A 20,212-nucleotide genomic window follows, 5' to 3' on the forward strand; every position below is an offset into this window, starting at 1 on the left:
GTTAGCAGCCCCGGGGATCCTCAATGAACAGCTCGACCAGGAACACGCAAAGGAGCTTCGGTCCCGACGATGATCCGCTGCAGAAGCGTGTCTACGATTGGGAGCGCGCGTGCGTCGACAGCCGAGCGCATCCTGAGATCATGTCGCGCGATGAGTGCGCCGCCTTTATTCGCCTGGTGGCTCGCAGCCGCGCGATCTCGGTCAGCTCTCTACGCTTCACCGCTACGGGCGATTGCTATGCGACGCCGGCCGGATTGATCTCGATCGCAGACTGGGGCCGAACGAAGCACACCATCCTTCACGAGCTTGCCCACCTGGTGACGTTCGACGCCGTCGCCGTCGGCGAGCCCGCACATGGCGAGAGCTTCGTCCTGGCGGTGATCGAGCTCTACGCTGAGTTTCTCGGGCTGGATGTCCAGGATTTCTCGCGAAGTGCCCGGGTCTTCGGCGTCCTTACGGAGAAGGGCGCCGCCCGGTTGGTCCGGAAGGCGCCCTCTGTGCCGTACTGCGATCTTGACTGGTAGGCCTTAGCGTTTGCGGGCGCCGGGCCGCGGCGGCGTCGGTTCCGGGAGGAACTTTGGCCCCAGATCAGGTTCCGGCTCCGGCTCCGGCCGTGCAGGCGTCCGATCCAGAAGACGCTCGTAGGTCGTGCGAGCCTGGAATTCGACCTTCGTGAGGAACTCGCCATTCATTGCCCAGCGCGGCGGCTCCTGAGAGCCCTTGGGAGGCACCAGGGCAGGTCCGAAGGCATTGTGGTAGCGCTCGTCCTCGTCGAGGTGCGCATAGCCCCCATCGGCGTCCACAAGGACAAAGCCCGCAGGCAGTCCGAACCCGTCCTCCTTGTTGTAGCGCCCGGCCGGAAGCTTCGTCGGATCGAAGGGGTGCTCATGTCCGGTGCTGGGATCGAACACGGTGAGCTGCTCGACGCCGATGCGGATCAGAACCTGGCGGACGACCTCCGGACGAATAGCGGGCTGGATGGGCTCCGGCGACTCGACCCGACGGAAGCGATCGCGGAAGGCTGCGAGCTCGACCACCTTGTTCGGCGCCGGCGTCTGCCGGCCCATGCGGCGCGCCATCTCCTCGAAATAGGCGAATGGCGACTGCTTGAACGTCTCGGTCAGCTTCGCATAGCTCAGCGACTTCGCGATCAGGCGCGTGCGAACGGCGCCGTCGCGTGCCACGAGAGGCATGCCGGGAACGAAGCGGCCGGCCTCAGCATCCTCGCGCGTCTTCGCGGGGACGATGACGTTGTGACCCTGCGCACGGAGATCCCGATAGAGGCGCAGGTTCGCGGCAGGGTCGTCGGACGCCCGAGCGAGCTCGAAGCCTGCCCAGACCTCGTTGCCCTGAACGGTGATCTCGCGTCCGCGGAACATCGATTGCGCGGAGAAGCGCATGTCGTCCCAGTCACCGAAGGGCGGTGCATCCGGATCGCCGGCACGGCCGCGCAGTCGGGTAGCATTGAAAGAGCGCAGGCGGCGCGCCTCCGTCTGCTCCGGGGTCTCCTGCTGGACACGCATCCGAGCAGCCGCTTCGACTTCGGCATCGAGGGTACGACCGAACATGCGCGCAAGCCCGGGGCGCGACAGACGGCGATCGACCGAAGCCGCGAGCACGCTCTGCTTGGTCACCCCGTCGATGAGGTAGTTCGCGCTGCCGCCGTCGGGCTGACGCCGATGCTCGATATGGAGCAGACGCTGGCGGAGATAGCCAACGAGCTCGAACAGGCTCTCGGGACGAAAAGTGTTGTCGAGGAACTCGGTGATGCGTTCCCGGGCGTCCTTGATGGTGAAGCCAGCATCGAGCGCCGGCCGCTTGCGCGGGGCGAGATTACGAGCGGCGAGAACGCCGAAATTGTCGAACGGCGAGCGCTGAGGCGCAATGACGAGCGCCGTCGCGTTACGCAGGCCGGCGGACAGCCGGCGCAGCGTGCTTTCCTCAAACCGAAGGGCGCGTACCTGGTTCGCCGTTGCCATGCCTTATCTCCAATCGATTCCACCGAGGATGCTCGGAGCCGGCGCAAGCAACAAGCGGAGCTGTTACGGTCGCGGCGAAGACAGGCCCTCGAATTCGAGAACGGCTTCCTTGGCCTTCTCGGAGACAGAGACGAATCCGTCGCGGAGCAGGGCCTCGCGGAGCGCAGAGAATGCAAAGCCGTCGGCATCAGTGGTCGGTTCCCGCACCAGATCCCAACGCTCCTCCAGCAATGCGCCATACGCTCCCAAGAAGGGGGCGCCGCCCATGTCCAGCGTCGTGATCAGCCCGAGTGCCTTGTCGAAATCGACGTTGCGGAAAATCTGCTGGATCTCGGTATCGCTGAACTGGAACCCGAAGCCATCGCCTTCCTCAAGAGCCCCGCGAACCGATAGCTTCTCGGTGAACCCCTCTACGCAGCGGCCGGCCTCGGCGAGATTGATCAGGCCGACCTTCGAGCTAGGCAGGGAACTCGGCAGGAGCCGGCGGGCGAGAGAAAGCCAGTCGGTTGTGAAAAAGAGGTCCTCGTCGTCGAAGGTCGCGCAAGTCTGCGGCAGATCGGCCAGACGAGCTAGAATATCGCGCGAAATCGGCCCAACCTTCCGCTTCCAGCCTCCGCCCTCACCGGTGAAGCCGACGGTCTCGATCGAAGAGAGAATCGCCTCGTATGCCGCCTCGGGGGTGACATGACCCTCAGCGACCTCGAACAATTCCGAACCGTTCATCGCGATGCCAGCGAGGATGGGATGGGTGAGGACGAAGCGCTTGACGGCCTGGGCCCCGACGGTGGGTTCGGCGAGCCAGTTGTAGTGCTCCAGCGGCATCAGCTCGCTGCCTCGGTTGTCGTAGGGCAGAGCATGAAGCGCATCGAAATCGATCACGCCTTCACCCCAGCTCCGGACGACGGGGGATGAAGTCGCGGCATTCCGAATGGCTTCGAGAAACCCGTTGATCTCGCCGGTGCCGGCCGCTCGACCGTACAGCTCGACGAAGAGCGACGAAGCATCGCGTCGAAGCTGAGGAGGGACAGGGACGGGAACGGGCTGAACCGCCACGCCTCTCCAGTCGGTATAGGGGCGATCAAGAACCCCATAAAGCGGAAGGTTCAAGCTGCTGTTGATTTGATTGCCCGGCGCGCGAAGGATCACGGGCGCGTGGCTTTTTGCGCTGCCCTTAGCTGCGACCGACAGGGTCGAGAGCCCGTTCTCAGCCTCGAGGCGGAATTCGAGGCGGCTGAGATCGAACGGGGTGGCTTCGGACATCATGCGTTCCTTCAGGCGGGTGTCAGGTTGGATTGAGGATTAGGCGGCAGCGTCGAGCGCAGAGTTGACACGGCTGCCGACGAGATGGACGACCGCACGGCGGGCCACTTCGACCTCACTCCCGATCGGCAGGGTCGCAAGCTCGTTGCGAACGGGCCGCGCGCCCCCTGCCTGAAGGTCGGGAACCTCGTAGATTTCGCGGAGACGATAAACGTAGCCGTTGCTGCCCAGCTCAAGCGCAATCTCTACGCTGCTGCCTGGAAGCCGAAAGAGCTTGGCGTTCGCATCATAGGTCGGCGCACCGGAGACGTGCGCCGCGTCGCATGCCACCACCAGCAGTCGCCGCATGCGCTCGATGTTCTTGGCCACGTCGCGATTCCTTTCTCTGAATGAAGGAACGATAATCGGTGGACGAGGTGCGAAACAAGGATTGTGGCTTGTAATCCACCGGAGGACTGTCGTCGACGAAAGATCGGAGACGATTCAATGTCCATTCCTTGCAGCGATCCCCGCCACGTCGATAACCAGTATGCCGCGCTCATCCGGAAGATCCTCGAAAAGGGCGATCGGCGTATGGATCGCACCGGGGTCGGAACGAAGGCGTTATTCGGCGAGCAGCTGCGTTTCGACCTCGCCGACGGCTTCCCCTTGCTGACGACGAAAAAAATCCATCTGAAGTCGGTGATCCACGAGCTGCTCTGGTTCCTCAAGGGCGACACCAACATCCGCTATTTGAAGGAGAACGGTGTCACCATCTGGGACGAGTGGGCCGACAAGGATCTTGAGTTGGGTCCTGTGTACGGCCGGCAGTGGAGGCGGTGGGAAACGCCCGAGGGCGGTACGATCGACCAGATCGCCAACGCCGTCGCCGACATCAAGAACAATCCGGCTTCACGGCGTACTATCATCTCGGCCTGGAACCCGGCTGATATCCCGAAGATGGCCTTGGCGCCCTGTCACTGCCTCGTCCAGCTGTTTTGCACCAGCGACAACCGGCTCCATCTCATGCTGACCCAACGGAGCTGTGATTCCGGCTTGGGCTGGGCCTTCAACGTGGCCAGCTACGCCATCCTGCTCGCCATGATGGCGCAGGCCACCGGCAGGATAGCCGGCGAATTCATTCACTCGCTCGGCGACGTCCACGTCTACCGGAACCACGAGAAGGCTCTGCAGGAACAGCTTGCTCGGGCTCCGCGGCCCATGCCCAGGCTGCGGCTGAACCCCGACGTGAAAGATCTTTTCGCGTTCCGGTTCGAGGACATTGTCATCGAGGATTACGATCCGCATCCGGCGATCAAGATGGACGTGGCGGTCTGAGATCCTCGCCATGACCCTCAAGCCCAATCCATTCTTGCTGCAAGGACCAGCGCTGGTCAGCTTCTCCGGAGGCCGGACGAGTGCCCGCATGCTCAAGGCGATCATCGATGCCCATGGCGGGCGCCTCCCCGAAAACATCGTCGTCGCCTTCGCAAACACGGGGAAGGAGCGCGAGGAAACCCTCCGCTTCGTCCACGAGTGCAGCACCCGATGGGGGATCCATATCTACTGGATCGAATGGTGCCCGGAGGCGCCGGGTTTCGAGATCGTCGGTTACAATTCCGCGAGCCGCGATGGCGAGCCCTTCGCCGCGCTGATCGAGAAGAAGAAGCGGGTGCCGAACTGGAAGGAGCGCTGGTGCACCCAGTTCCTGAAGGTGCTCCCCATGTTCTCGCTGATGCGATCGCTCGGCCATGGCGAGCCGGGCAACTATCTCGAAGCGATTGGGCTTCGGGACGACGAGGGCATGCGCATCCTGAACGGTCTGGAGAACGCCGAGAAGCACGGCCGCCGTGTCAACTATCCGCTCGCCAAGGCAAAGATGCGCAAGGACGACATCAACGCCTTTTGGGCGGAACAGGAATTCGATCTGCAGCTTCCCCGCGGCGTCGGTAATTGCACGCACTGCTTCGCCATGGCGCGAGCCGACCGGATCAACCGGATTCGCATTCACCCCGAAGACGTGTCCTGGTGGCTCGACAAGGAGGAGCGCTTCGGGCGCTTCGATCGCCGCGACTCCATGCAGAAGCTCGTCGACGAGGCCAAGCGCGCCCCGACCTTCTTCGAGGACGAGTGGGAGCCGTCGGATTCCGAATGCGGCGTGTCTTGCGCTGGAGAGCCCGTATGATCGCCCCGAGCCCCCCGAGCGGGCTATCCCTCGCCCAGATCGTCGCCTTCGACGAAGACCTGGGGATCGGTCGTCGCGGCAAGCTCGCCTGGCACCATCCCTCGGACCTTGCCTACTTCCGAAGAATGACGCTCGGGCGCGTGCTCCTTATGGGACGCACCACCTTCCAGTCGATTGGGAAGCCGCTGCCGGGACGGACGAGCATCGTTCTCACCAGGCAGGCTCCTGAGGCCATCGATGGGGTGTTCTTCGAGCAGAGCTATGACGCCGCCTATTCCAGGGCCATCGATCTCGGTGCCGAGGAGCTGATCGTTGCCGGCGGCAGCGAGATCTACGCGTCGACGCGTCCTCACACCGATCGCATTATCGCCACCCGCATCCCGGGCCGGCACCAATGCGACGTCTTCCTGGATGCGTTATCCCCGGCCTTCCAACGCGTGAGTTCCGACCAAGTCGGTGATCTGGCGCACGAAATCTGGCACCGGAGGTGTGCATGCTGACGCGATCGACCTCAGTGGACGTCATGGCCGGCTGCTTCACCTGCGCCGGATCGACAGCGATCTGGATCTCGAAGAACGCCATGGCAGTGGCAGCGCGGCATGCGCAAGCGACCGGACACGAGACCTGGGCGGATCAGAGCTTATCGGTCCGCTACAAATGCGAGGCGGTCCCTTCCAAGGGCTCCAAGCGGTAGTAGAAAGGCCGGGGCCACAAACCCCGGCCTTTCGCTTCAGCCTGCCTTGTTCCGGCGGCGGCGCCAGGGAGCGTCAGCTTCCCAGTCCCCGGCCATGATCGAGCCGTACGGTAGGACTTCGTCGACCACCTCGGCCAGGCCGAAGTGCTCGATCTGCCGACGCACCGATGCCGCCGACTTGTAGGCGCTCGGCAGCTCTGAGATATCGGGACGCCCGCAGAAGAAGCGGCAGTCGAGCCCGCGGGTCTCCTCCGCGACGATATCCTCGACCGGACGATCCCCCATCGAGCGCTTATGCGCCGTCCGAGACAGGTTCCGGCCGGCACCATGGGGCGAGAAGCCCAGACCGTGCTCAGCGTCGCTACCGCGCACGATCAGGATCGGCTGCCCCATGTTCAGCGGGATCATGGTCAGGCCGATATCGTCATCCGCATAGCCCTTGAACGCCGGCGTAGCTCCCTTGGCGTGGTAGAACTGCCCGTCGGTCGACTTCCTGAAGACGAAGTTGTGCTCGTTCCACCAGCGATCGCCGGGGCCCACACCGAGGACTGCCAGCGCCAGGTCGTGAATGGCGTAGTGGCTACCCTTCGTCCAGCGACGCAGGATCTGTAGCGCATCGAAGTAGGCCTCCCCCTCGCGGGTATCGGCTTCGATCCATGCATTGCTCGCCAGGGTCTCTGGCGAAACGCGACGCCGCGTGGCCTCGGCCAGCTTCATCCCCTTCGCGTAAAGCTTCGCTCCCGGCGCGCGCGAGCCGTGGTGGGTCACCAACGCGGTCTCGCCCGTCGACTTGAGCTGCCCGACGTACGCGAAGTGATTGCCGTCGCCCTGAGTTCCGTAATGCTCGCGAGCAACAGACACGAGATCCTTGAGGAAATCATTGCCATCGAAGGAACGCAGCAACGAATCGGCCATCCGAATCTGCTTGCCGCGCTCGCGGCCACCCGGACCGAAATGCGTTACCTTATGCACGGCATCGAGCAGCGCGGCCGGAGACACGCCCGGGACCACGGTGATCGCCATCGAGCAGCAGATGTCAGCCGAGTGGAAGCCGGGATGGATCCCCGTGCTCGACACGACCCCGCCTACCGGGATCGATCCCGGTCCGGAAGGGCACGCATCGGGCATGATCGCGCCGGCGGTCACCACCGGCGTCCTCAGGAGCTCCGTCATAGTGTGCTTCACAGCCTCGACATTCGCCTCCTCCTCAGGCGTCTCCGCCTCGATGTTGGCGTAGAAAGGCAGATCACCCGGCGCGCGCAGGGCCAACGCCGGAGGCGGCGCGAAGCCGGCTGCGATCGCCAGGGCGGCGTTGAAAGTCTCGCCCTGGGCGATGGCCGAGTTGGCTGCTTCGAGTGCTGGCTTGAACCAGCGGCCCTGCCGCAGTCCGGCATCAATGAGATCCTGTCCCGAGATCGTAATGGTCATGCGTCCTCGCTCCCGGCCTCGCGCCGGCATGCGTCCTCGTCCCGGCTTGGAAGGCCGGTCGTGTCGGGGGATGGGTGGCGAGGGAGGGATTCCTCCGCCGCCGGTTACGGGGAGGAGGATTTCAAGGGGCGTGCCAACTCACAGAACAATCCTTGGAAGGATCGTTGAGCTGGGAATCAAGTACCTGATTATATGAATGAAATGCGTACTAATGAGCGATCATGAATCCTTTGATCAAGGATTGCCTGAAGCCCGCGGTTGCTATACAGAGGGATAGCAAATTAGAATTTTGGATAGTTCATGAAGCGACGTGTTGGCATCGCCATCCTCGGTACCAAGCTCGATGCGGGGATGAAGGAGCAGCGCTGGAACAAGTGGCGCCCGACTGTCGGCATGTGCCAGCAACCAGGCCTGTTCATTGACGACCTCCATCTGCTCGTGGATACCCACAGCGACGCGCTCTTCAGGCAGGTCACGGCCGATATTGCTGAAGTGGCACCAGCCACCGAGGTCCATCGGCACGCCTTCAACGCGCGCGATCCCTGGGATTTCGAGGAGGTCTACAGCAAGCTTCTCGCCGTCATCGAGAACGAGATCGTCTTCAAGCCAGAGCAGGAGGACGTCTATGTCAGCATGACCACCGGCACGCACGTCGCGCAGATCTGCCTCTTCCTCCTGGTGGAGGCGCGCTTCATTCCGTCCGCAAAGCTCATCCAGCTTTCGCCGCCCAAGCGCGGCACCGACGTGCCCGAGGCTGTTGGCCGCCACACGATCATCGATCTCGACCTCTCCCGCTACAACGCGATCACGACGCGCTTTGCGGTGGAGCGGCTCGCGTCGACCTCGGTCCTGAAGGGAGGCATCGCGACGCGCAATCGCATCTTCAACACGATGATCGACGAAATCGAGCGGGTCGCGATCAACTCCCGCGCGCCGGTACTGCTGACTGGGCCCACGGGAGCAGGGAAGAGCCAGCTCGCGAGCAAGATCTACGAGCTCCGCAAGAAGCGCGGCCAGGTGTCCGGGCAGTTCATCGAGGTCAACTGCGCGACCCTGCGTGGCGACCAGGCGATGTCGGCGCTATTCGGGCATCGCAAGGGTGCTTTCACCGGCGCGCTTGCCGATCGGCCGGGGCTGATGAAGGCTGCCGACAAGGGCATGCTCTTTCTCGACGAGATCGCTGAACTCGGCGCGGACGAACAGGCGATGTGCTTGAGGGCGATTGAAGAGAAGCGCTTCCTGCCTCTCGGATCCGATCGCGATGTCTCCTCGGACTTCCTGCTCATCGCCGGCACGAACAAGGATCTGGGCAAGGAGGTCAGGGCAGGGCGCTTCCGCGAGGACCTCTATGCCCGACTGAACCTTTGGACCTTCGCGCTGCCAGCGCTGCGGGAGCGTGTGGAGGATATCGAGCCGAACCTCGATCACGAGCTCGACCGCTTCAGCATCAGGGAAGGTCGAAAAGTCGGGATGACCCGTGAGGCGCGCGAGCTATTTCTTTCCTTCGCGACGTCTCCTGCGGCCGCTTGGAGCGCGAACTTCCGCGACCTGACCGCGAGCACGACACGAATGGCGACGCTGGCGCCGAAGGGACGGATCGACGAAGAGACCGTCCAATCAGAGATCCGCCGACTCAAGGCGCTTTGGGCGGCGGATCAGGGCGGAGACAGCCTCGAGGAGCTTCTGGGCGACAGGGCGGCGGAGATCGATCCGTTCGATCGGGTGCAGCTCGCGCACGTCGTCGGCGTCTGCCGGCGCCACAACACGATGAGCGCTGCCGGGCGCGAGCTCTTCGCCGTGTCCCGCGGAAAGAAGGCCAGCTCGAACGACACCGATCGTGTCCGGAAATACCTCGCGCGCTTCGATCTCGCATTCGAGGATCTTGCCGGCTGACGCGACCGCTCTTCGAAGGTCAGGGACGCTTTCGAGCCAGTTTCTCGGAGCGCAGCGCCATCCCTTCGGCGATCCACCGATCCATGTCAGCGTTTGCTTCCTCGTGAGAGCGGTAGCGATAGATGCCCTTGGGAACCACCCTGGGTGCAAAGCGCGCGTTCTGCACGCTGGCTTCGATCTCTGCCGCTGTCGGGCCCCGCAAACCGAAAGCGGGAGAGGATCGCTTCCCAACGACACGCATTTCAGCCCCCCCGGAAAAAGCCTTCGCGTTGCCTATCGTAGCATCAGCTCTTCAAAGCGCGCCAACCCAGCCGGCAACGAAGGCCTTCAGCTGGGCGAAATATGCCTCGTCTGCGAAAAGGCGGAACCGTGACGCGAGGCTGAGGCTATCCGGGCCCGCGCGGTGGACATGGGGAAATGTCGCTCGGACGAGCTCGACCATATCGTCCTTGCGCGAGGTCCATGCCATGCCAGCCGCAGCTTCACCCAGTGCCTCCGAAAGCGCGTTTGCCTCGTGATAGATCCCGAGCCTGATCCACGCCGGCGAGGGATGAAGAGCAACGAGATGCCCGAGCCAGTGCGCGTCATAGGCAGGGTTGTCGGACCATATGAAGCGGACATCCGCCAGTCGCTCCGCAATCTCGACAGCCACTTGCTCCGCCGGGAGGCCTTCCGCCTGAAGATAGGCCTGCGAGAGACCATGGATGGCCTGAGCCTCGTCGTTCCAGTTGAGACCCGCCCATCGCTCATGCGGCCGCACAAGCCAATTGGAGACGTTGAGCGCGTCATCGCAGAGCGCGACCTCCACCGGGTATCCCGATACGAGCGCCGACGACTCCACGTCGATGAACGCAAAGTCGGGTCGCAGGACGGCGCCTGGCCTTGGTGGGACGGGAAGCCTTTTCACGCCAGCACAGCCGGCAGATAGGCAGTGGTGATCGCGGCTGGGTAATGGATCACCTTGCTCTCGTCCTGATGGCAGCCGTAGAGCACCAGTGACGAAAGCTTCGTGGTCATAGTGCGATCAAAGATCGGTTGGGGCTCGATATCCTCCAGAAACTCCTGGACCTTGACCGTCGGCATTCCGCCGGGGACGTAGACATCAAGCGTTCCCTGGACGCGCAGCCCTGCCCAGTTCAGGGGGCGCCGGCGTTCATCTGGAGGGATTTGGGTCAGCCCAACGCGCCGACATGACGCCATGCGGTATTCGCCGATCCCGAAGCCAGAGAGTAACGACGGCTTGAATTTTGAGAGATCTCCGCGCACCCCGAGTATGATGTGCGTTAGGCCGTCACCAGGATCGCTGCCATCGGGAATCCCAATCGGCACCACCAGGTCGAAATCGGCCTTTTCGATGCTCGCGTCGAGCGATCCGGCATGGCTGTCCCAGACATGACGAAAGCTGATGATCTCGTCATTCCGAACGTGCGCATTGGGGTTGTACCTCCCGCCGGGGCGTTCGGCTTCCTGGAAGCGACGGGTCTTCTTCTCGCTGACACGCAGGACGAGCGTCGCGCTCTTGTCCACATTGTAACGCTTTGCCTGCTTCTCGGCCTCCTGGATCGCGGCTGCAACACACGTCCAGCCGGAAATGTCGCAGAGATGGCGTTCGCCATGCCAAGCTGTAATCTCGGCGTGGACATCCTCGATGATCTGGATCGTTCGCCGGCGCGTCTCGACGACTTCATCGACATATTCGTGGACCACGTTCTCACGCATGAGACGTCTCTCCGAGAAGCTGGGCGAGGCTGCTGTCGAGTTCGCCCCTGAGGGTACGCATTCGCTGGATCGCGGCTCTTCGCCGGGTGAGGTAGTCGAAGATCATGTCCTCATGCTCCTCATCACCGGTGGCAGCGACCCCATAGAGAAAGTTCGAGAGCACCTCTGCCTTCATCGCCAGCGCACGCCGGCGAAGGCGCTCTTCGATCTGCGCATCGTTCATGCCGTCGAACTCTTCGAGATCGATGTGCTCGATATCCGTCAGTTCGCCATCCTCGGTCATGTCAGTCCTCCTCAGGCACGAATTCAGGCGGCGTGACTGGATCAACCGGCAAGGCAGGTGCGGTCCGAGCGCGTCGCGGAGTTCCGGGGCGGCCGCTTTCGATCGGGATTGCAGACAGCAGAGGCGAGTCGGCTCGAACCAGCTCAGTTTGTCCCGAGCGAGACGGAAGGCCGGTGGTCGGGTCGACAACAAGCGGAACCAGGCCCTGCGCCACCGGTGGCTCCTTCAGCGAGAAGCTCGTGCCGGAGTGGTCGAGGAAGTCGCGGACGATCGGCGCGGCGACCCGGCCGCCGCCGGCGCCCTGGAAGAGGACCTTGTTGTCATCCCGGCCGATCCAGACGGCGACCACGACATCCTCGGCGAAGCCGACAAACCAGACATCGCGGGCGGAGTTCGTCGTGCCGGTCTTTCCGGCGAAGTTTCGACCAAAGCCTGAGAAGGCGGCCCGCGCAGTGCCGCGCTCCACGACGCCCTTCAGGATCGACGCCATCTGCGATGCTCCGAGAGGGTCGATGACTGGCGCGGACTGGACCGGCTCGCGCAGGATCAGCTGGCCCTCGCGGGACCGGATCTCGTTGACATATCGTGGCTGCACCAAAGCGCCGCCATTGGCGAAGGCGCCGTAAGCCATCGCCATCTGGAGTGGGGTGACTTCGATGGCGCCGAGCGCCGCGGCGTTGGTCATTGAGCCGGAAATCCCCAGGCGACGCGCGACGTCCTGAACGTCCTGCAGGCCGAGCGTCCAGGAGAGCCGGGCAGAGGGGATGTTGCGGGACTGTTCGAGCGCTCGTCTGACCGTGACCAGGCCGCCGCGGCTTCGACCTTGCGGGTCGGCCGGGCGCCAGTCGACCATGCCGGGCCCCTGCTCGATGACGATAGGTGCATCCAGGATGGGCGAGGTAGCGTCGAAGCCGATTTCGAGCGCACCGCTATAGAGGATCGGCTTGAACGAGGATCCGGCCTGACGGCGAGCCTGCGTCGCGCGATCGAACTGGGAGCGCTCGCGGGAAAAGCCACCAACGAGCGCGAGCACGTCGCCGGAGCGGGGATCAAGCGCCACCAGCGCGCCTTCGACCTCCGGCATCTGAGCAAGCTGCGGCCGGCTGCCAAGAAGGTCGAGCAGGATAACATCGCCGGCGCGGACGACGTCCTGTAGCCGCCGCCCGGTCCAGCGGACACCGTCGGCTGTGAGACGCACGCGCTCGGCCGGGCCCAGGGCGACAACGGCCTCAGCGCCCACGCTCTCAACGACCCCGAGCGAGAAGTCGGAGCTGCCGGCGGGAGGATCCAGCTCCGGATCGGACCAGTTCACCGGCAACCGCACGCGAGCCAAGGGACCGCGCCAGCCGAGGGTCTGATCTGTACGCCGGATGCCGGCCTTGAGAGCGGTATTCGCCGCCGTCTGAAGGTCCGGGCGCAGGGTCGTGCGAACGACAATGTCCTGGCGGCTCTGCAGGTCATTCGGGAGGCCTGCGAGCGCCTGCTTCCAGGCGAGATCCTGAAACCACCCCTCTTGGCTGTCGGAGGCATTCTCCTTGTGCTTCCGCTCGGCAAGGCGGATCGGCTGCCCGATGGCCGCCGAGGCGGTGACGACATCGATCGCTCCGTCCTCAGCCATTCGTCGAAGCACATAGTTCCGCCGCTCAAGAGCACGCGACGGGTTGCGAACCGGATTGTATGAGCTCGGCGCCTTGGGCATGCCGGCCAGAAGGGCAGCTTCCCCCACGGTGAGAGCGTCGAGCGACTTGCCGAAATAGGTCTGCGCAGCCTCGGCGACGCCGTAAGCGCCAAGCCCGAGGTAGATCTCGTTCAGATAGATCTCCAGCACCCGGTCTTTGCCAAGGTCCTTGTCCATCCGCATGGCCAGAAGCGCCTCGCGCACCTTACGGACGACGCTGCGCTCGTTGCCGACGAGGAGGTTCTTCGCGACCTGCTGCGTGATGGTCGATCCACCAGATGAGCTCGCGCCGGATGCGTGCCCAACCGCGGCGCGCGCGACGGCCAGGAGGTCGACGCCCTGGTGCGTGAGGTAGCTGCGATCCTCGGCCGAGATGAAGGCCTGCTTCACGAGCGGGGGGATGCTGCCGATCGCGACGAACGTTCGGCGCTGGTCGGTCCGCTTGGAGAGCAGACTGCCGTCGGCCGCGAGGATTTCCGAGCCGGTTTTCGGAACGTAGGTCGCAAGCGCCCGGTGGTCGGGAAGGTCGCGGCTATAGTTCTCGACCACAGCGAGCCCGGTCGCCAGCGACACGGCGCCGACGCCGACCGAGGCAAGAAGCCCGAGCCCGAGGACGAGGCGAACAACCCTCACGATGCCTTCCTCTTGGCGGGCTTCTTGAGGAAAAAGGCCGGCAACGTGGTTGAAAGCCGGACGAGATCGGCGAGTTCCGCGCGCCGGCGCAGCTTCTTCGACCGCGGCACCGGGTCGGCATCAGCGAATTTCGAGAACCTGCGAAGCTCTTCCGCACCTTGCGCAGCATTCTCGCGCGCGAGCCAGAGCAGCTTCCAGGCCTCCCCTACAACGGAGCCGGATGATTTGTCCGCCGCAGCGGCACCGAGCGTGGCGATGACCACTTCATAGGCGCGCAGCTGTCGCATTGACTGGGCAAAGGCAATGTCGTCCATGCCTCGATTGGCGATCGGCTTTAGTCCCTCTTCGAAGACCCGTTCGTGAGATTCCGACAGAGCAACAACGATGTCGGAGGCCAGGTCCGGATCGAGCGTTATCGGGCGGTTGGCCACGGCTGCGCCCCACCTCTCGGCTGCGACATCGATCAGCGCATTGGCGATTGCCATGACCGCGGCGCGGTCGGGGCCGGACAGGGAGGTCAGTCCAGCCATTAGGCTGGAGCGGACATGTTCCACAATGGTTCGCGCGCGGCGCCGGCGAAAGAAGGACAGCACGAATTGCTCTTGGATTCTTGATCAGACGAAAGAGCGTATCCGCGGGCGCAACAAGGAACAACGATGGCAATCCTTGATGGTGCAGCAAACTGTGGATCCGCGGGTGCGGCTTGCGAAGCGCTGCGATATCATCTCCGGAGAACTCGAACGGAGAGAGCCCGATGAGCCGCGAGACCATTTATATTGTCGTCAACGGCACGCCGTCCGAGGAGGAAGATGCGCTCATCCCTGGGATCTACAGCGCCGAGGTCGACGCGGATCTTTCCCCGGAAGAGAAGGCGGAGGTCGCGCTCGACCATTTCCACGAGAACAATGGCATCGCCTGCCTGGACGACTTCGATATCGGCGCGCATCTGGCCTCAGGCGAGGAGCTCCCGCGCATGGAAGCTTATCAGCCGAATTCCCTGTCCGCCCGGGGTGAGTACGGCGAGTTCGTCGGTGATGATGCGCCAGCGGAGGTGTTGAAGCTCCGCACGTCGAACGATCCAGCCCCGTCGATCTAGAACCGGGACGCCAAGGTAGGCGAAACGGAGCCGGCTCTCTTGCGAAGAGGGTTGTGGGCAACGAGGAATGCCGGCCAGGGCAGACCGGGATCTCCCGATCGGCAGCTGGCCGGCTCGCGTGCGTTCAGCGGTGCAGCATCGGCATGGCTCCAATCGGGCCGATCTGCGGAAGCGGAGTGCTCGCCCGGCCGAGGTCGCGCATCGGAGCCGGAGCCCCTACCGGCAGCGAAGGTAGAACACCAGTGGGAGCCGCCGGCGCGCCATCGATACGCGCTCTGAGCCCTCCAAGCTGCCCGATCTGCGGAAGCGGGCCCGCGACGGCGCCGCGGGCTGCCAGATCGGAATGCCCCGAGAACTGCCCGAGATGCTGAGCAACAATGGTTTGGTCGGCGCCCTTGCCGCTGACCGCCCGAGCCTCGTCTGAAGAAAGCACTTTGACCTGGGCCGTGCCGAAGAGTTTGGCGGTGTCGGCCTGCGCAGGCTGACCGCCCAACGCGAATGCAACGAACGCGAACGCGACAAAAAGTGAATGCGACTTCATGCAACTGATCCTTCTGCGGCGGTCTCCAGCTTGAGACCTCACGATGCCGATGGGCATCCCTGAGTGGCGTGAAGGCAGCCGCCCCACCAGCGTAGGATGCTCACAAGCGCACGAGCGCGCGAAAGGAAGTCACAACATCAGCGGGTCAGTCTCCCGAAGGATTCGAGAGCGGAATCATCGCAGCAGATAGCCCATTATAGAATCCTTCGCGAAGTCCGCCTACCTGGACGCGTATGGATCATCCACCACCATCAGGCGTAACGGGGCCGGCTCTCTTCCTCGAAGATGTCAGCCAGCTCTCTGACCAGGTCGCTCACGGAGGCCGAGTGCGCCTTCAGTTCCGCTGCCGTCGGATAGGAATCCAGTGGCAGGGCAATGCCATCCGCGATCGCACGACGCTTGAATTCGTTGAACAGCAGATCGTTCTTGTTCCACCGGAACGCGTCGACCAGCCCGGTCCTCTCCAACTCCGCGATGCGAACACGGTCGGCGTCAGTCGGCTCCTCCTTGGATGTGAGGGGCACGTATTCCTTGCCGGCGTCGATGCAATCGAGATGCAGCGTGCTGTAGAAGGCTCGCTTCTCGCCGAAACCCCAAATCGGGGCTCCGAAGGTCTGGCAAAGCGCACTCCCCATGGGGAAAGCCGCTGGAACCTCTTCGGGTGAACCCATAGTCAGCCGCGAGGGTGTACCCATGAGCGTGAACATCTCGCGCTCGGGCACCACCTCGATGGGGCTGCGCATGAGAGCGGCGCCCGCCATCACAATTCGACCGGGCGATGCGGGAAAGCGGGTCTTCCTCAGGACCATGCCGCCACAACACAGCAAAGCACCCAGAAAGGGCGGCTTGATCTGCATCCGGGTCAGAAGGCCGTCGAGCTTGTCGATCTTCGTATCGGGATCCATCGGCTCGCCGCGCGTTCCGATCGAGAGCCTGCGACTGTCGGGACCACCCGACAAGCTCAAGTCGAGCAGCTGCTCGTCCGCGAAGGTGTCGGGATCGCACTCGATCATCGCGAGGCCGATGTCGTAGACGAAAGGATGCCGGCTCTCGAAGCGAGCGTGCTGAGGCTGGCTGTAATCGGGCGTCGCCGAGCCCACAGCCCTCCGAAAGATGATCTGGCCGCGAATGAAATCAGTCATGCGCGGAGCGTGCGTGGCGCTGTTGAAAGTCACAACGCGGCGAGCGGCCGGAGCAAGATGCCAAGGAATTCCGATCGAAACCATGGATGGACGCGAAACCTCATGGGATCATGTGAATCGAATCCTTGATCTGGAGCCAACGTGGTCGAGTCGTCTTTCGCGGCGGATGTCGCAGCCATACCTTCGCGCTCCGACTTCGGGACGGCCGACCCGCTCTCTCGCTTCTATTCGAAGCCGCCGTTAGCCGACGGTTTCGCGGCATTGTTCGCTACTGATATGGCGAAGAACGTCCTGGATCTCGGGTGCGGCGAGGGATCGCTGACGCTCCCGGTGACACAGCGCTGGGGTTCGTCGGCCTTCGTGACCGTCGACAAGGACCCGGCGATCGAGCTCAGTCTGAGGCGCCGGCTGCGCCCCGCGGGGCGCGTCCGCCATCAGCATCATTGCCTCGACGCGTTCTCACTCGACCTCCCTCAACGGCTCGGCCGCAAATTCGACGTGCTTTTGTCGAACCCGCCCTATCAAAGGGTCGAGAGGACGAGCGCGATCGAGCGCATCTTCGCGGATGCAGGCCTGACCGGTCTGATGGCTCTGCCGCCGGAGATCTGCACGGCTGAGCTTGTTTTCCTGGCCCAGATGCTTCGCGTGGCGAAGTCGGGCGCCGAACTCGGAATGATCGTTCCTGACGGCCTCATGACGTCCTTCAAGAACGCGTCCGTGCGCAGGGCCATGTTGCAAAGGGTTGCGATCTCGAAAGTCGTTTCGTTGGAGCCCGGCTCCTTCCTCAGAACATCAGCTCAGGCCCATGCGCTAATAATGCGCAACGAGCCGGGCGGGACCGGATACGTCAATCTCCACACGTTGGATGAGGACGGGCTGTCCGAACCTCTCCAGATTTCGCCTCAGGAAGCTGCGAGGCGGCTCGATCACGCCTATTACGCGCTGAGGCCGACGCAGATGGAGCGTTCGATCACGCTCCGTGAGCTGCGCGCCGAGATCGTCCGCGGCCATCGCACCTCGGTGGAGATCAGGAAGAAGGGTGGCTTTCACACCACGTCGTTCCCGAAGGCCGAAGAGCCGCGCGAGATCCATCTCGACGAAACTGGTGCCGGAAAAAAGACGGACGCGCGCGCCGGCGACATTCTGCTCGCCAGGGTCGGGCGTTCGTCCCATGAGAAGATCGGCCTGGTCGAGCGCGGATCCTCTCCGCTCAGTGACTGCGTCTACGCGATCCGTATCCCGCAGGCGTGGCGCCGCGTGGTGCTGACCTCACTACTGAGCCCGGGAGGCCAGCGCGCTCTGCGGCGGATCAGCTGCGGCGTCGGGCCAAGGGTGATCCGGAAGGCTGACCTTCTCGACCTGCCTTTGCCGATTTGAGGCGCTCGCTTCTGGCTTTCCAGCTATCGAGCGATCATGGCGCCAAAGGAGCCTCAGATGACCCAGACCGACACTGATGACGAAACGATCGTTGGCTATGGCTTCCTGGATGCCACATCCGGTCGGCAGGTCAGGCTGCGTCGGCGTTACAGCGAAGACAGCGAAGAATACGGCGTGGTGGAGATCCCGGAGCTCAGCACGGACGATCACGGCGCGATCTTCTCGGTTCGCGGCCCGGAGGCTCTCCAGATCGTGCTGGAAGAGGAGCCGTTCTGGCTCAATGCGGACGAGCGGCGTCCCCAATGGGGTGACTACGCCAGGAAGTTCGACCAGCTCATTCCGGTGAAGTTTCGGAGCACACGCAGCGTCACTCGCGACCACGCCGGCAGAGCCGTCGGCCTGACGATGGAGACGAATGTCGAGCTCGTCGAGCACAAGCCGCTGCCGCGCTTCCTGCCGAAGGGCGAGATCATGTACGACGTTCCTCGGAAGGGAGCGCACAACGATTTCAGCCCCGAGGAACGCTACCTCTACATGTATCCGCTCACCGAGCACGAGAACCTGCAGAAGTTCGTGGGTCACGACGTCCGGCTGCGCGGTGACCGGTACGAGAAGCGGCACGTCCATCGCCTGAAGATCATGGGCGATCGCATCGCAGCCGTCCTCGGCGCGCGCGAGCCCGTTGTGACGTTCGATCCCGAGGTCGAGGAGCCCGCGGCTCCCGGCATGCGCTAAGGAGGCACTCGTGGGCCTGGCCAACATCGCAAAGACCAAGGGCGCGGCCGACAACGCCGCGTCGCGCCTGGCGAAAAAGCGCGGAGCCGTCGCGGTTCGGGTGGCGGAAAAGCCAGGGTACGGAATTCTCGTTTCGCCGCTAGGCGCTGCCCCGGCCGGAACGGAGCTCAAGCTTCACCAGCCTGACGTCCAGGGCCTGCCGCTGGTGACCGCACTCACCGGCGCGCGCAGCCCAGAGGGACGCGTGACACATCGCACCGCTCCGGGCGATCTCATCGTGCTCGAAGCTGCCTTCATCGAGGGTGACGCCCTCGTCTGTGGCCGGGTTGCGGGGCGTATCCATGACGGGATGAGCGGTCCGGTCCAGGTCATGAAGGCGCTCGCGCGCATTTCGGCAGCGAATGTCCACAAGGGCGGCTTCTCGCAATGGGTCTCGATCCCCGACCCGCTCGCCGCTCGTGTGATGCGCAATGCCGGGGACGTCGAGGCTCTTGTCATGAGCCAGGTCGGACGAGAGTTCCCGGGCGGGGAGGTGAGCTTCTACATGCGCTCCCGCGCCGGCCGGCAGGAATTCAAGATGGACCCCGGGGAGAAGGCTGCGGCCTATGTGAAGCGCCTGGTGGACGCCAACCGCCTGCTTGCCGGCGGCCCAGTCGAGCTGATGCCGATTTTCAGCGTCCATGTCGGTCGCGATCAGTCGCTTCGCGAGGGGATCAACACGCGCGTCGAAACCGCTGGCAAGGTGCTAGGCTCGGTCTCGAAGCTCTACGGGGAGGGCTATGTCCCTAGTCTCCTGATCCTTTGTGACGAGGACAAATGGGCTTTTGGCGGGAAAACGGAAAAGACGCATCGGGTCGCGGCTTGCGTGGAACCGCTTGATGTCGTTGCTCCCATCGATCGCAAGATGATCGGAACGGCGAACATGAAGGACGCTTCCGGGAAACCGATGAAGCCGTTCGAAACCCGGGAGCTCTGGTCGGCGGAGCAGATGGCTGTCGATGCGAAGCGTCGAGCGCCAGAGAGGGCGACTTCAGCGCCAGGTTACGACGATGACGGAGATGACCAGCCTAGCGCCCCGCTGCCCTTCAGGAGCGCCCAGGCGCGTCGGCCACTACCCGGCGGCATGCGCTAGGCGGCGCATGCCTGTCGAGCAGTGGTTCTCGAAATGCGTGACGCCCTTGAGCGCGGCGCCGATCTGACCGGCGTCGCCACTCGTCGCGCGGCGAATTGAGGCAGCCAGGCTCTGCCCACGTTCGGTCAGGGTCACGACGCGGACGCGCTTGTCCTTGGGATCGGATTCGCGCACAGCGAGCTCGCACTCCACGAGCGATGCGATCGCGTAGGAGACGTTCGAGCCGGCGATATTCTCGTCCTTGATCAGGTCGACGACCCGTTTCGGGCCCTTGTCAAGGCTGAGCAGGAAAATGACGTTGGCGACGGCCATGTTGCCGAGCCCTGCCTGCTTGAGCAGCGGATGGATGAAATCGTCGAAGTGGCGGAGCGCGCGGTGTGAAGCGACGGCCACATCGGCCCAATGCCCTTTCCCGCGACGATCTGATCCGCTCATTGCCTTCCCCGACACCCTTCGAT

The 20,212-nt window shown here is 63.7% G+C and carries 21 protein-coding genes; 9 read left to right on the forward strand and 12 right to left on the reverse strand.

Annotated elements, in window-relative coordinates; all coding sequences use genetic code 11:
* The first annotated feature begins 23 nt into the window (after positions 1–23).
* Complete coding sequence (locus ACODTJ_RS09720) at positions 24–524, forward strand: hypothetical protein (RefSeq protein WP_488848354.1); 501 nt, start codon at positions 24–26, stop codon at positions 522–524.
* Between the two features lie 3 nt (positions 525–527).
* Here the strand turns inward: ACODTJ_RS09720 and ACODTJ_RS09725 are convergent, their stop codons facing one another.
* The 3 genes from ACODTJ_RS09725 to ACODTJ_RS09735 all read right to left on the reverse strand — a co-directional run bounded on the left by ACODTJ_RS09725 (position 528) and on the right by ACODTJ_RS09735 (position 3,608).
* A complete protein-coding gene (locus ACODTJ_RS09725; RefSeq protein WP_488848355.1) occupies positions 528–1,979 on the reverse strand; it encodes a hypothetical protein in 1,452 nt (483 codons plus the stop codon).
* Between the two features lie 63 nt (positions 1,980–2,042).
* A complete protein-coding gene (locus tag ACODTJ_RS09730; protein ID WP_488848357.1) occupies positions 2,043–3,239 on the reverse strand; it encodes a hypothetical protein in 1,197 nt (398 codons plus the stop codon).
* A 39-nt stretch (positions 3,240–3,278) separates the two neighbouring features.
* Entirely contained in the window at positions 3,279–3,608 is a 330-nt protein-coding gene (locus tag ACODTJ_RS09735) for a hypothetical protein (protein ID WP_488848358.1), read from the reverse strand.
* Positions 3,609–3,725: 117 nt separating this feature from the next.
* Here ACODTJ_RS09735 and ACODTJ_RS09740 point away from each other — a divergent pair, with 117 nt between their 5' ends.
* From ACODTJ_RS09740 to ACODTJ_RS09750, 3 genes are all read left to right on the forward strand, one after another.
* Complete coding sequence (locus tag ACODTJ_RS09740) at positions 3,726–4,556, forward strand: thymidylate synthase (protein WP_488848360.1); 831 nt, start codon at positions 3,726–3,728, stop codon at positions 4,554–4,556.
* An 88-nt stretch (positions 4,557–4,644) separates the two neighbouring features.
* On the forward strand, positions 4,645–5,403 hold the full coding sequence (locus tag ACODTJ_RS09745) for an adenine nucleotide alpha hydrolase family protein (RefSeq protein ID WP_488848362.1): 759 nt from the start codon (positions 4,645–4,647) through the stop codon (positions 5,401–5,403).
* Positions 5,400–5,903, forward strand: coding sequence for a dihydrofolate reductase (locus tag ACODTJ_RS09750; RefSeq protein ID WP_488848364.1), 504 nt, complete (start codon positions 5,400–5,402; stop codon positions 5,901–5,903). The genes ACODTJ_RS09745 and ACODTJ_RS09750 overlap by 4 nt, the downstream gene beginning before the upstream one ends.
* 230 nt (positions 5,904–6,133) lie before the next feature.
* On the opposite strand, the gene ACODTJ_RS09755 is transcribed toward ACODTJ_RS09750, so the two are convergent.
* A complete protein-coding gene (locus ACODTJ_RS09755) occupies positions 6,134–7,525 on the reverse strand; it encodes an RtcB family protein (protein WP_488848657.1) in 1,392 nt (463 codons plus the stop codon).
* Between the two features lie 300 nt (positions 7,526–7,825).
* Here ACODTJ_RS09755 and rtcR point away from each other — a divergent pair, with 300 nt between their 5' ends.
* Positions 7,826–9,418 carry an RNA repair transcriptional activator RtcR gene (gene rtcR / locus ACODTJ_RS09760; RefSeq protein ID WP_488848365.1) on the forward strand — a complete coding sequence of 531 codons (1,593 nt, stop codon included), beginning with the start codon at positions 7,826–7,828 and terminating at the stop codon, positions 9,416–9,418.
* 292 nt (positions 9,419–9,710) lie between these two features.
* On the opposite strand, the gene ACODTJ_RS09765 is transcribed toward rtcR, so the two are convergent.
* The 5 genes from ACODTJ_RS09765 to ACODTJ_RS09785 all read right to left on the reverse strand — a co-directional run bounded on the left by ACODTJ_RS09765 (position 9,711) and on the right by ACODTJ_RS09785 (position 14,324).
* A complete protein-coding gene (locus ACODTJ_RS09765; RefSeq protein ID WP_488848367.1) occupies positions 9,711–10,226 on the reverse strand; it encodes a hypothetical protein in 516 nt (171 codons plus the stop codon).
* A 95-nt stretch (positions 10,227–10,321) separates the two neighbouring features.
* Positions 10,322–11,137, reverse strand: a complete 816-nt coding sequence (locus tag ACODTJ_RS09770) for a hypothetical protein (protein ID WP_488848369.1) — start codon at positions 11,135–11,137, stop codon at positions 10,322–10,324.
* Positions 11,130–11,420 carry a hypothetical protein gene (locus ACODTJ_RS09775; protein WP_488848370.1) on the reverse strand — a complete coding sequence of 97 codons (291 nt, stop codon included), beginning with the start codon at positions 11,418–11,420 and terminating at the stop codon, positions 11,130–11,132. The genes ACODTJ_RS09770 and ACODTJ_RS09775 overlap by 8 nt, the downstream gene beginning before the upstream one ends.
* 1 nt (position 11,421) lies before the next feature.
* Positions 11,422–13,731: a penicillin-binding protein 1A gene (locus ACODTJ_RS09780; protein WP_488848372.1), complete on the reverse strand. Its 2,310-nt coding sequence runs from the start codon at positions 13,729–13,731 to the stop codon at positions 11,422–11,424.
* A complete protein-coding gene (locus tag ACODTJ_RS09785) occupies positions 13,728–14,324 on the reverse strand; it encodes a hypothetical protein (RefSeq protein WP_488848373.1) in 597 nt (198 codons plus the stop codon). The genes ACODTJ_RS09780 and ACODTJ_RS09785 overlap by 4 nt, the downstream gene beginning before the upstream one ends.
* Positions 14,325–14,485: 161 nt before the next feature.
* On the opposite strand from ACODTJ_RS09785, the gene ACODTJ_RS09790 reads away from it, so the two are divergent.
* Complete coding sequence (locus ACODTJ_RS09790) at positions 14,486–14,827, forward strand: hypothetical protein (RefSeq protein ID WP_488848376.1); 342 nt, start codon at positions 14,486–14,488, stop codon at positions 14,825–14,827.
* A gap of 124 nt (positions 14,828–14,951) precedes the next feature.
* On the opposite strand, the gene ACODTJ_RS09795 is transcribed toward ACODTJ_RS09790, so the two are convergent.
* Both ACODTJ_RS09795 and ACODTJ_RS09800 read right to left on the reverse strand, forming a co-directional pair.
* A complete protein-coding gene (locus tag ACODTJ_RS09795; protein ID WP_488848378.1) occupies positions 14,952–15,368 on the reverse strand; it encodes a hypothetical protein in 417 nt (138 codons plus the stop codon).
* Positions 15,369–15,619: 251 nt separating this feature from the next.
* Positions 15,620–16,510, reverse strand: a complete 891-nt coding sequence (locus ACODTJ_RS09800) for a hypothetical protein (RefSeq protein ID WP_488848380.1) — start codon at positions 16,508–16,510, stop codon at positions 15,620–15,622.
* 276 nt (positions 16,511–16,786) lie between these two features.
* Here ACODTJ_RS09800 and ACODTJ_RS09805 point away from each other — a divergent pair, with 276 nt between their 5' ends.
* Genes ACODTJ_RS09805 through ACODTJ_RS09815 form a run of 3 tightly spaced genes read left to right on the forward strand, consistent with a single transcriptional unit; the run spans position 16,787 to position 19,754 of the window.
* Positions 16,787–17,887, forward strand: a complete 1,101-nt coding sequence (locus tag ACODTJ_RS09805; protein WP_488848381.1) for a methyltransferase — start codon at positions 16,787–16,789, stop codon at positions 17,885–17,887.
* 57 nt (positions 17,888–17,944) lie between these two features.
* The gene (locus ACODTJ_RS09810; RefSeq protein WP_488848383.1) at positions 17,945–18,622 is read left to right on the forward strand and encodes a hypothetical protein; all 678 of its coding nucleotides are present in this window, start codon (positions 17,945–17,947) and stop codon (positions 18,620–18,622) included.
* Positions 18,623–18,632: 10 nt separating this feature from the next.
* A complete protein-coding gene (locus ACODTJ_RS09815; protein ID WP_488848385.1) occupies positions 18,633–19,754 on the forward strand; it encodes a hypothetical protein in 1,122 nt (373 codons plus the stop codon).
* On the opposite strand, the gene ACODTJ_RS09820 is transcribed toward ACODTJ_RS09815, so the two are convergent.
* The gene (locus ACODTJ_RS09820; RefSeq protein WP_488848387.1) at positions 19,734–20,189 is read right to left on the reverse strand and encodes a MarR family winged helix-turn-helix transcriptional regulator; all 456 of its coding nucleotides are present in this window, start codon (positions 20,187–20,189) and stop codon (positions 19,734–19,736) included. The two genes, ACODTJ_RS09815 and ACODTJ_RS09820, sit on opposite strands and share 21 nt — an antisense overlap.
* Positions 20,190–20,212 lie beyond the last annotated feature (23 nt).

The organism is Allobosea sp. FG18 (genome assembly GCF_057809495.1).

Coding starts and splice junctions, on each gene's coding strand:
- ACODTJ_RS09810 (WP_488848383.1), top strand. CDS start 17,945: ATGACCCAGACCGACACTGATGACGAAACGATCGTTGGCTATGGCTTC.
- ACODTJ_RS09740 (WP_488848360.1), top strand. CDS start 3,726: ATGTCCATTCCTTGCAGCGATCCCCGCCACGTCGATAACCAGTATGCC.
- ACODTJ_RS09790 (WP_488848376.1), top strand. CDS start 14,486: ATGAGCCGCGAGACCATTTATATTGTCGTCAACGGCACGCCGTCCGAG.
- ACODTJ_RS09770 (WP_488848369.1), bottom strand. CDS start 11,137: ATGCGTGAGAACGTGGTCCACGAATATGTCGATGAAGTCGTCGAGACG.
- ACODTJ_RS09745 (WP_488848362.1), top strand. CDS start 4,645: ATGCTCAAGGCGATCATCGATGCCCATGGCGGGCGCCTCCCCGAAAAC.
- ACODTJ_RS09730 (WP_488848357.1), bottom strand. CDS start 3,239: ATGTCCGAAGCCACCCCGTTCGATCTCAGCCGCCTCGAATTCCGCCTC.
- ACODTJ_RS09805 (WP_488848381.1), top strand. CDS start 16,787: ATGGCGAAGAACGTCCTGGATCTCGGGTGCGGCGAGGGATCGCTGACG.
- ACODTJ_RS09720 (WP_488848354.1), top strand. CDS start 24: ATGAACAGCTCGACCAGGAACACGCAAAGGAGCTTCGGTCCCGACGAT.
- rtcR (WP_488848365.1), top strand. CDS start 7,826: ATGAAGCGACGTGTTGGCATCGCCATCCTCGGTACCAAGCTCGATGCG.
- ACODTJ_RS09775 (WP_488848370.1), bottom strand. CDS start 11,420: ATGACCGAGGATGGCGAACTGACGGATATCGAGCACATCGATCTCGAA.
- ACODTJ_RS09750 (WP_488848364.1), top strand. CDS start 5,400: ATGATCGCCCCGAGCCCCCCGAGCGGGCTATCCCTCGCCCAGATCGTC.
- ACODTJ_RS09725 (WP_488848355.1), bottom strand. CDS start 1,979: ATGGCAACGGCGAACCAGGTACGCGCCCTTCGGTTTGAGGAAAGCACG.
- ACODTJ_RS09820 (WP_488848387.1), bottom strand. CDS start 20,189: ATGAGCGGATCAGATCGTCGCGGGAAAGGGCATTGGGCCGATGTGGCC.
- ACODTJ_RS09795 (WP_488848378.1), bottom strand. CDS start 15,368: ATGAAGTCGCATTCACTTTTTGTCGCGTTCGCGTTCGTTGCATTCGCG.
- ACODTJ_RS09755 (WP_488848657.1), bottom strand. CDS start 7,525: ATGACCATTACGATCTCGGGACAGGATCTCATTGATGCCGGACTGCGG.
- ACODTJ_RS09800 (WP_488848380.1), bottom strand. CDS start 16,510: ATGACTGATTTCATTCGCGGCCAGATCATCTTTCGGAGGGCTGTGGGC.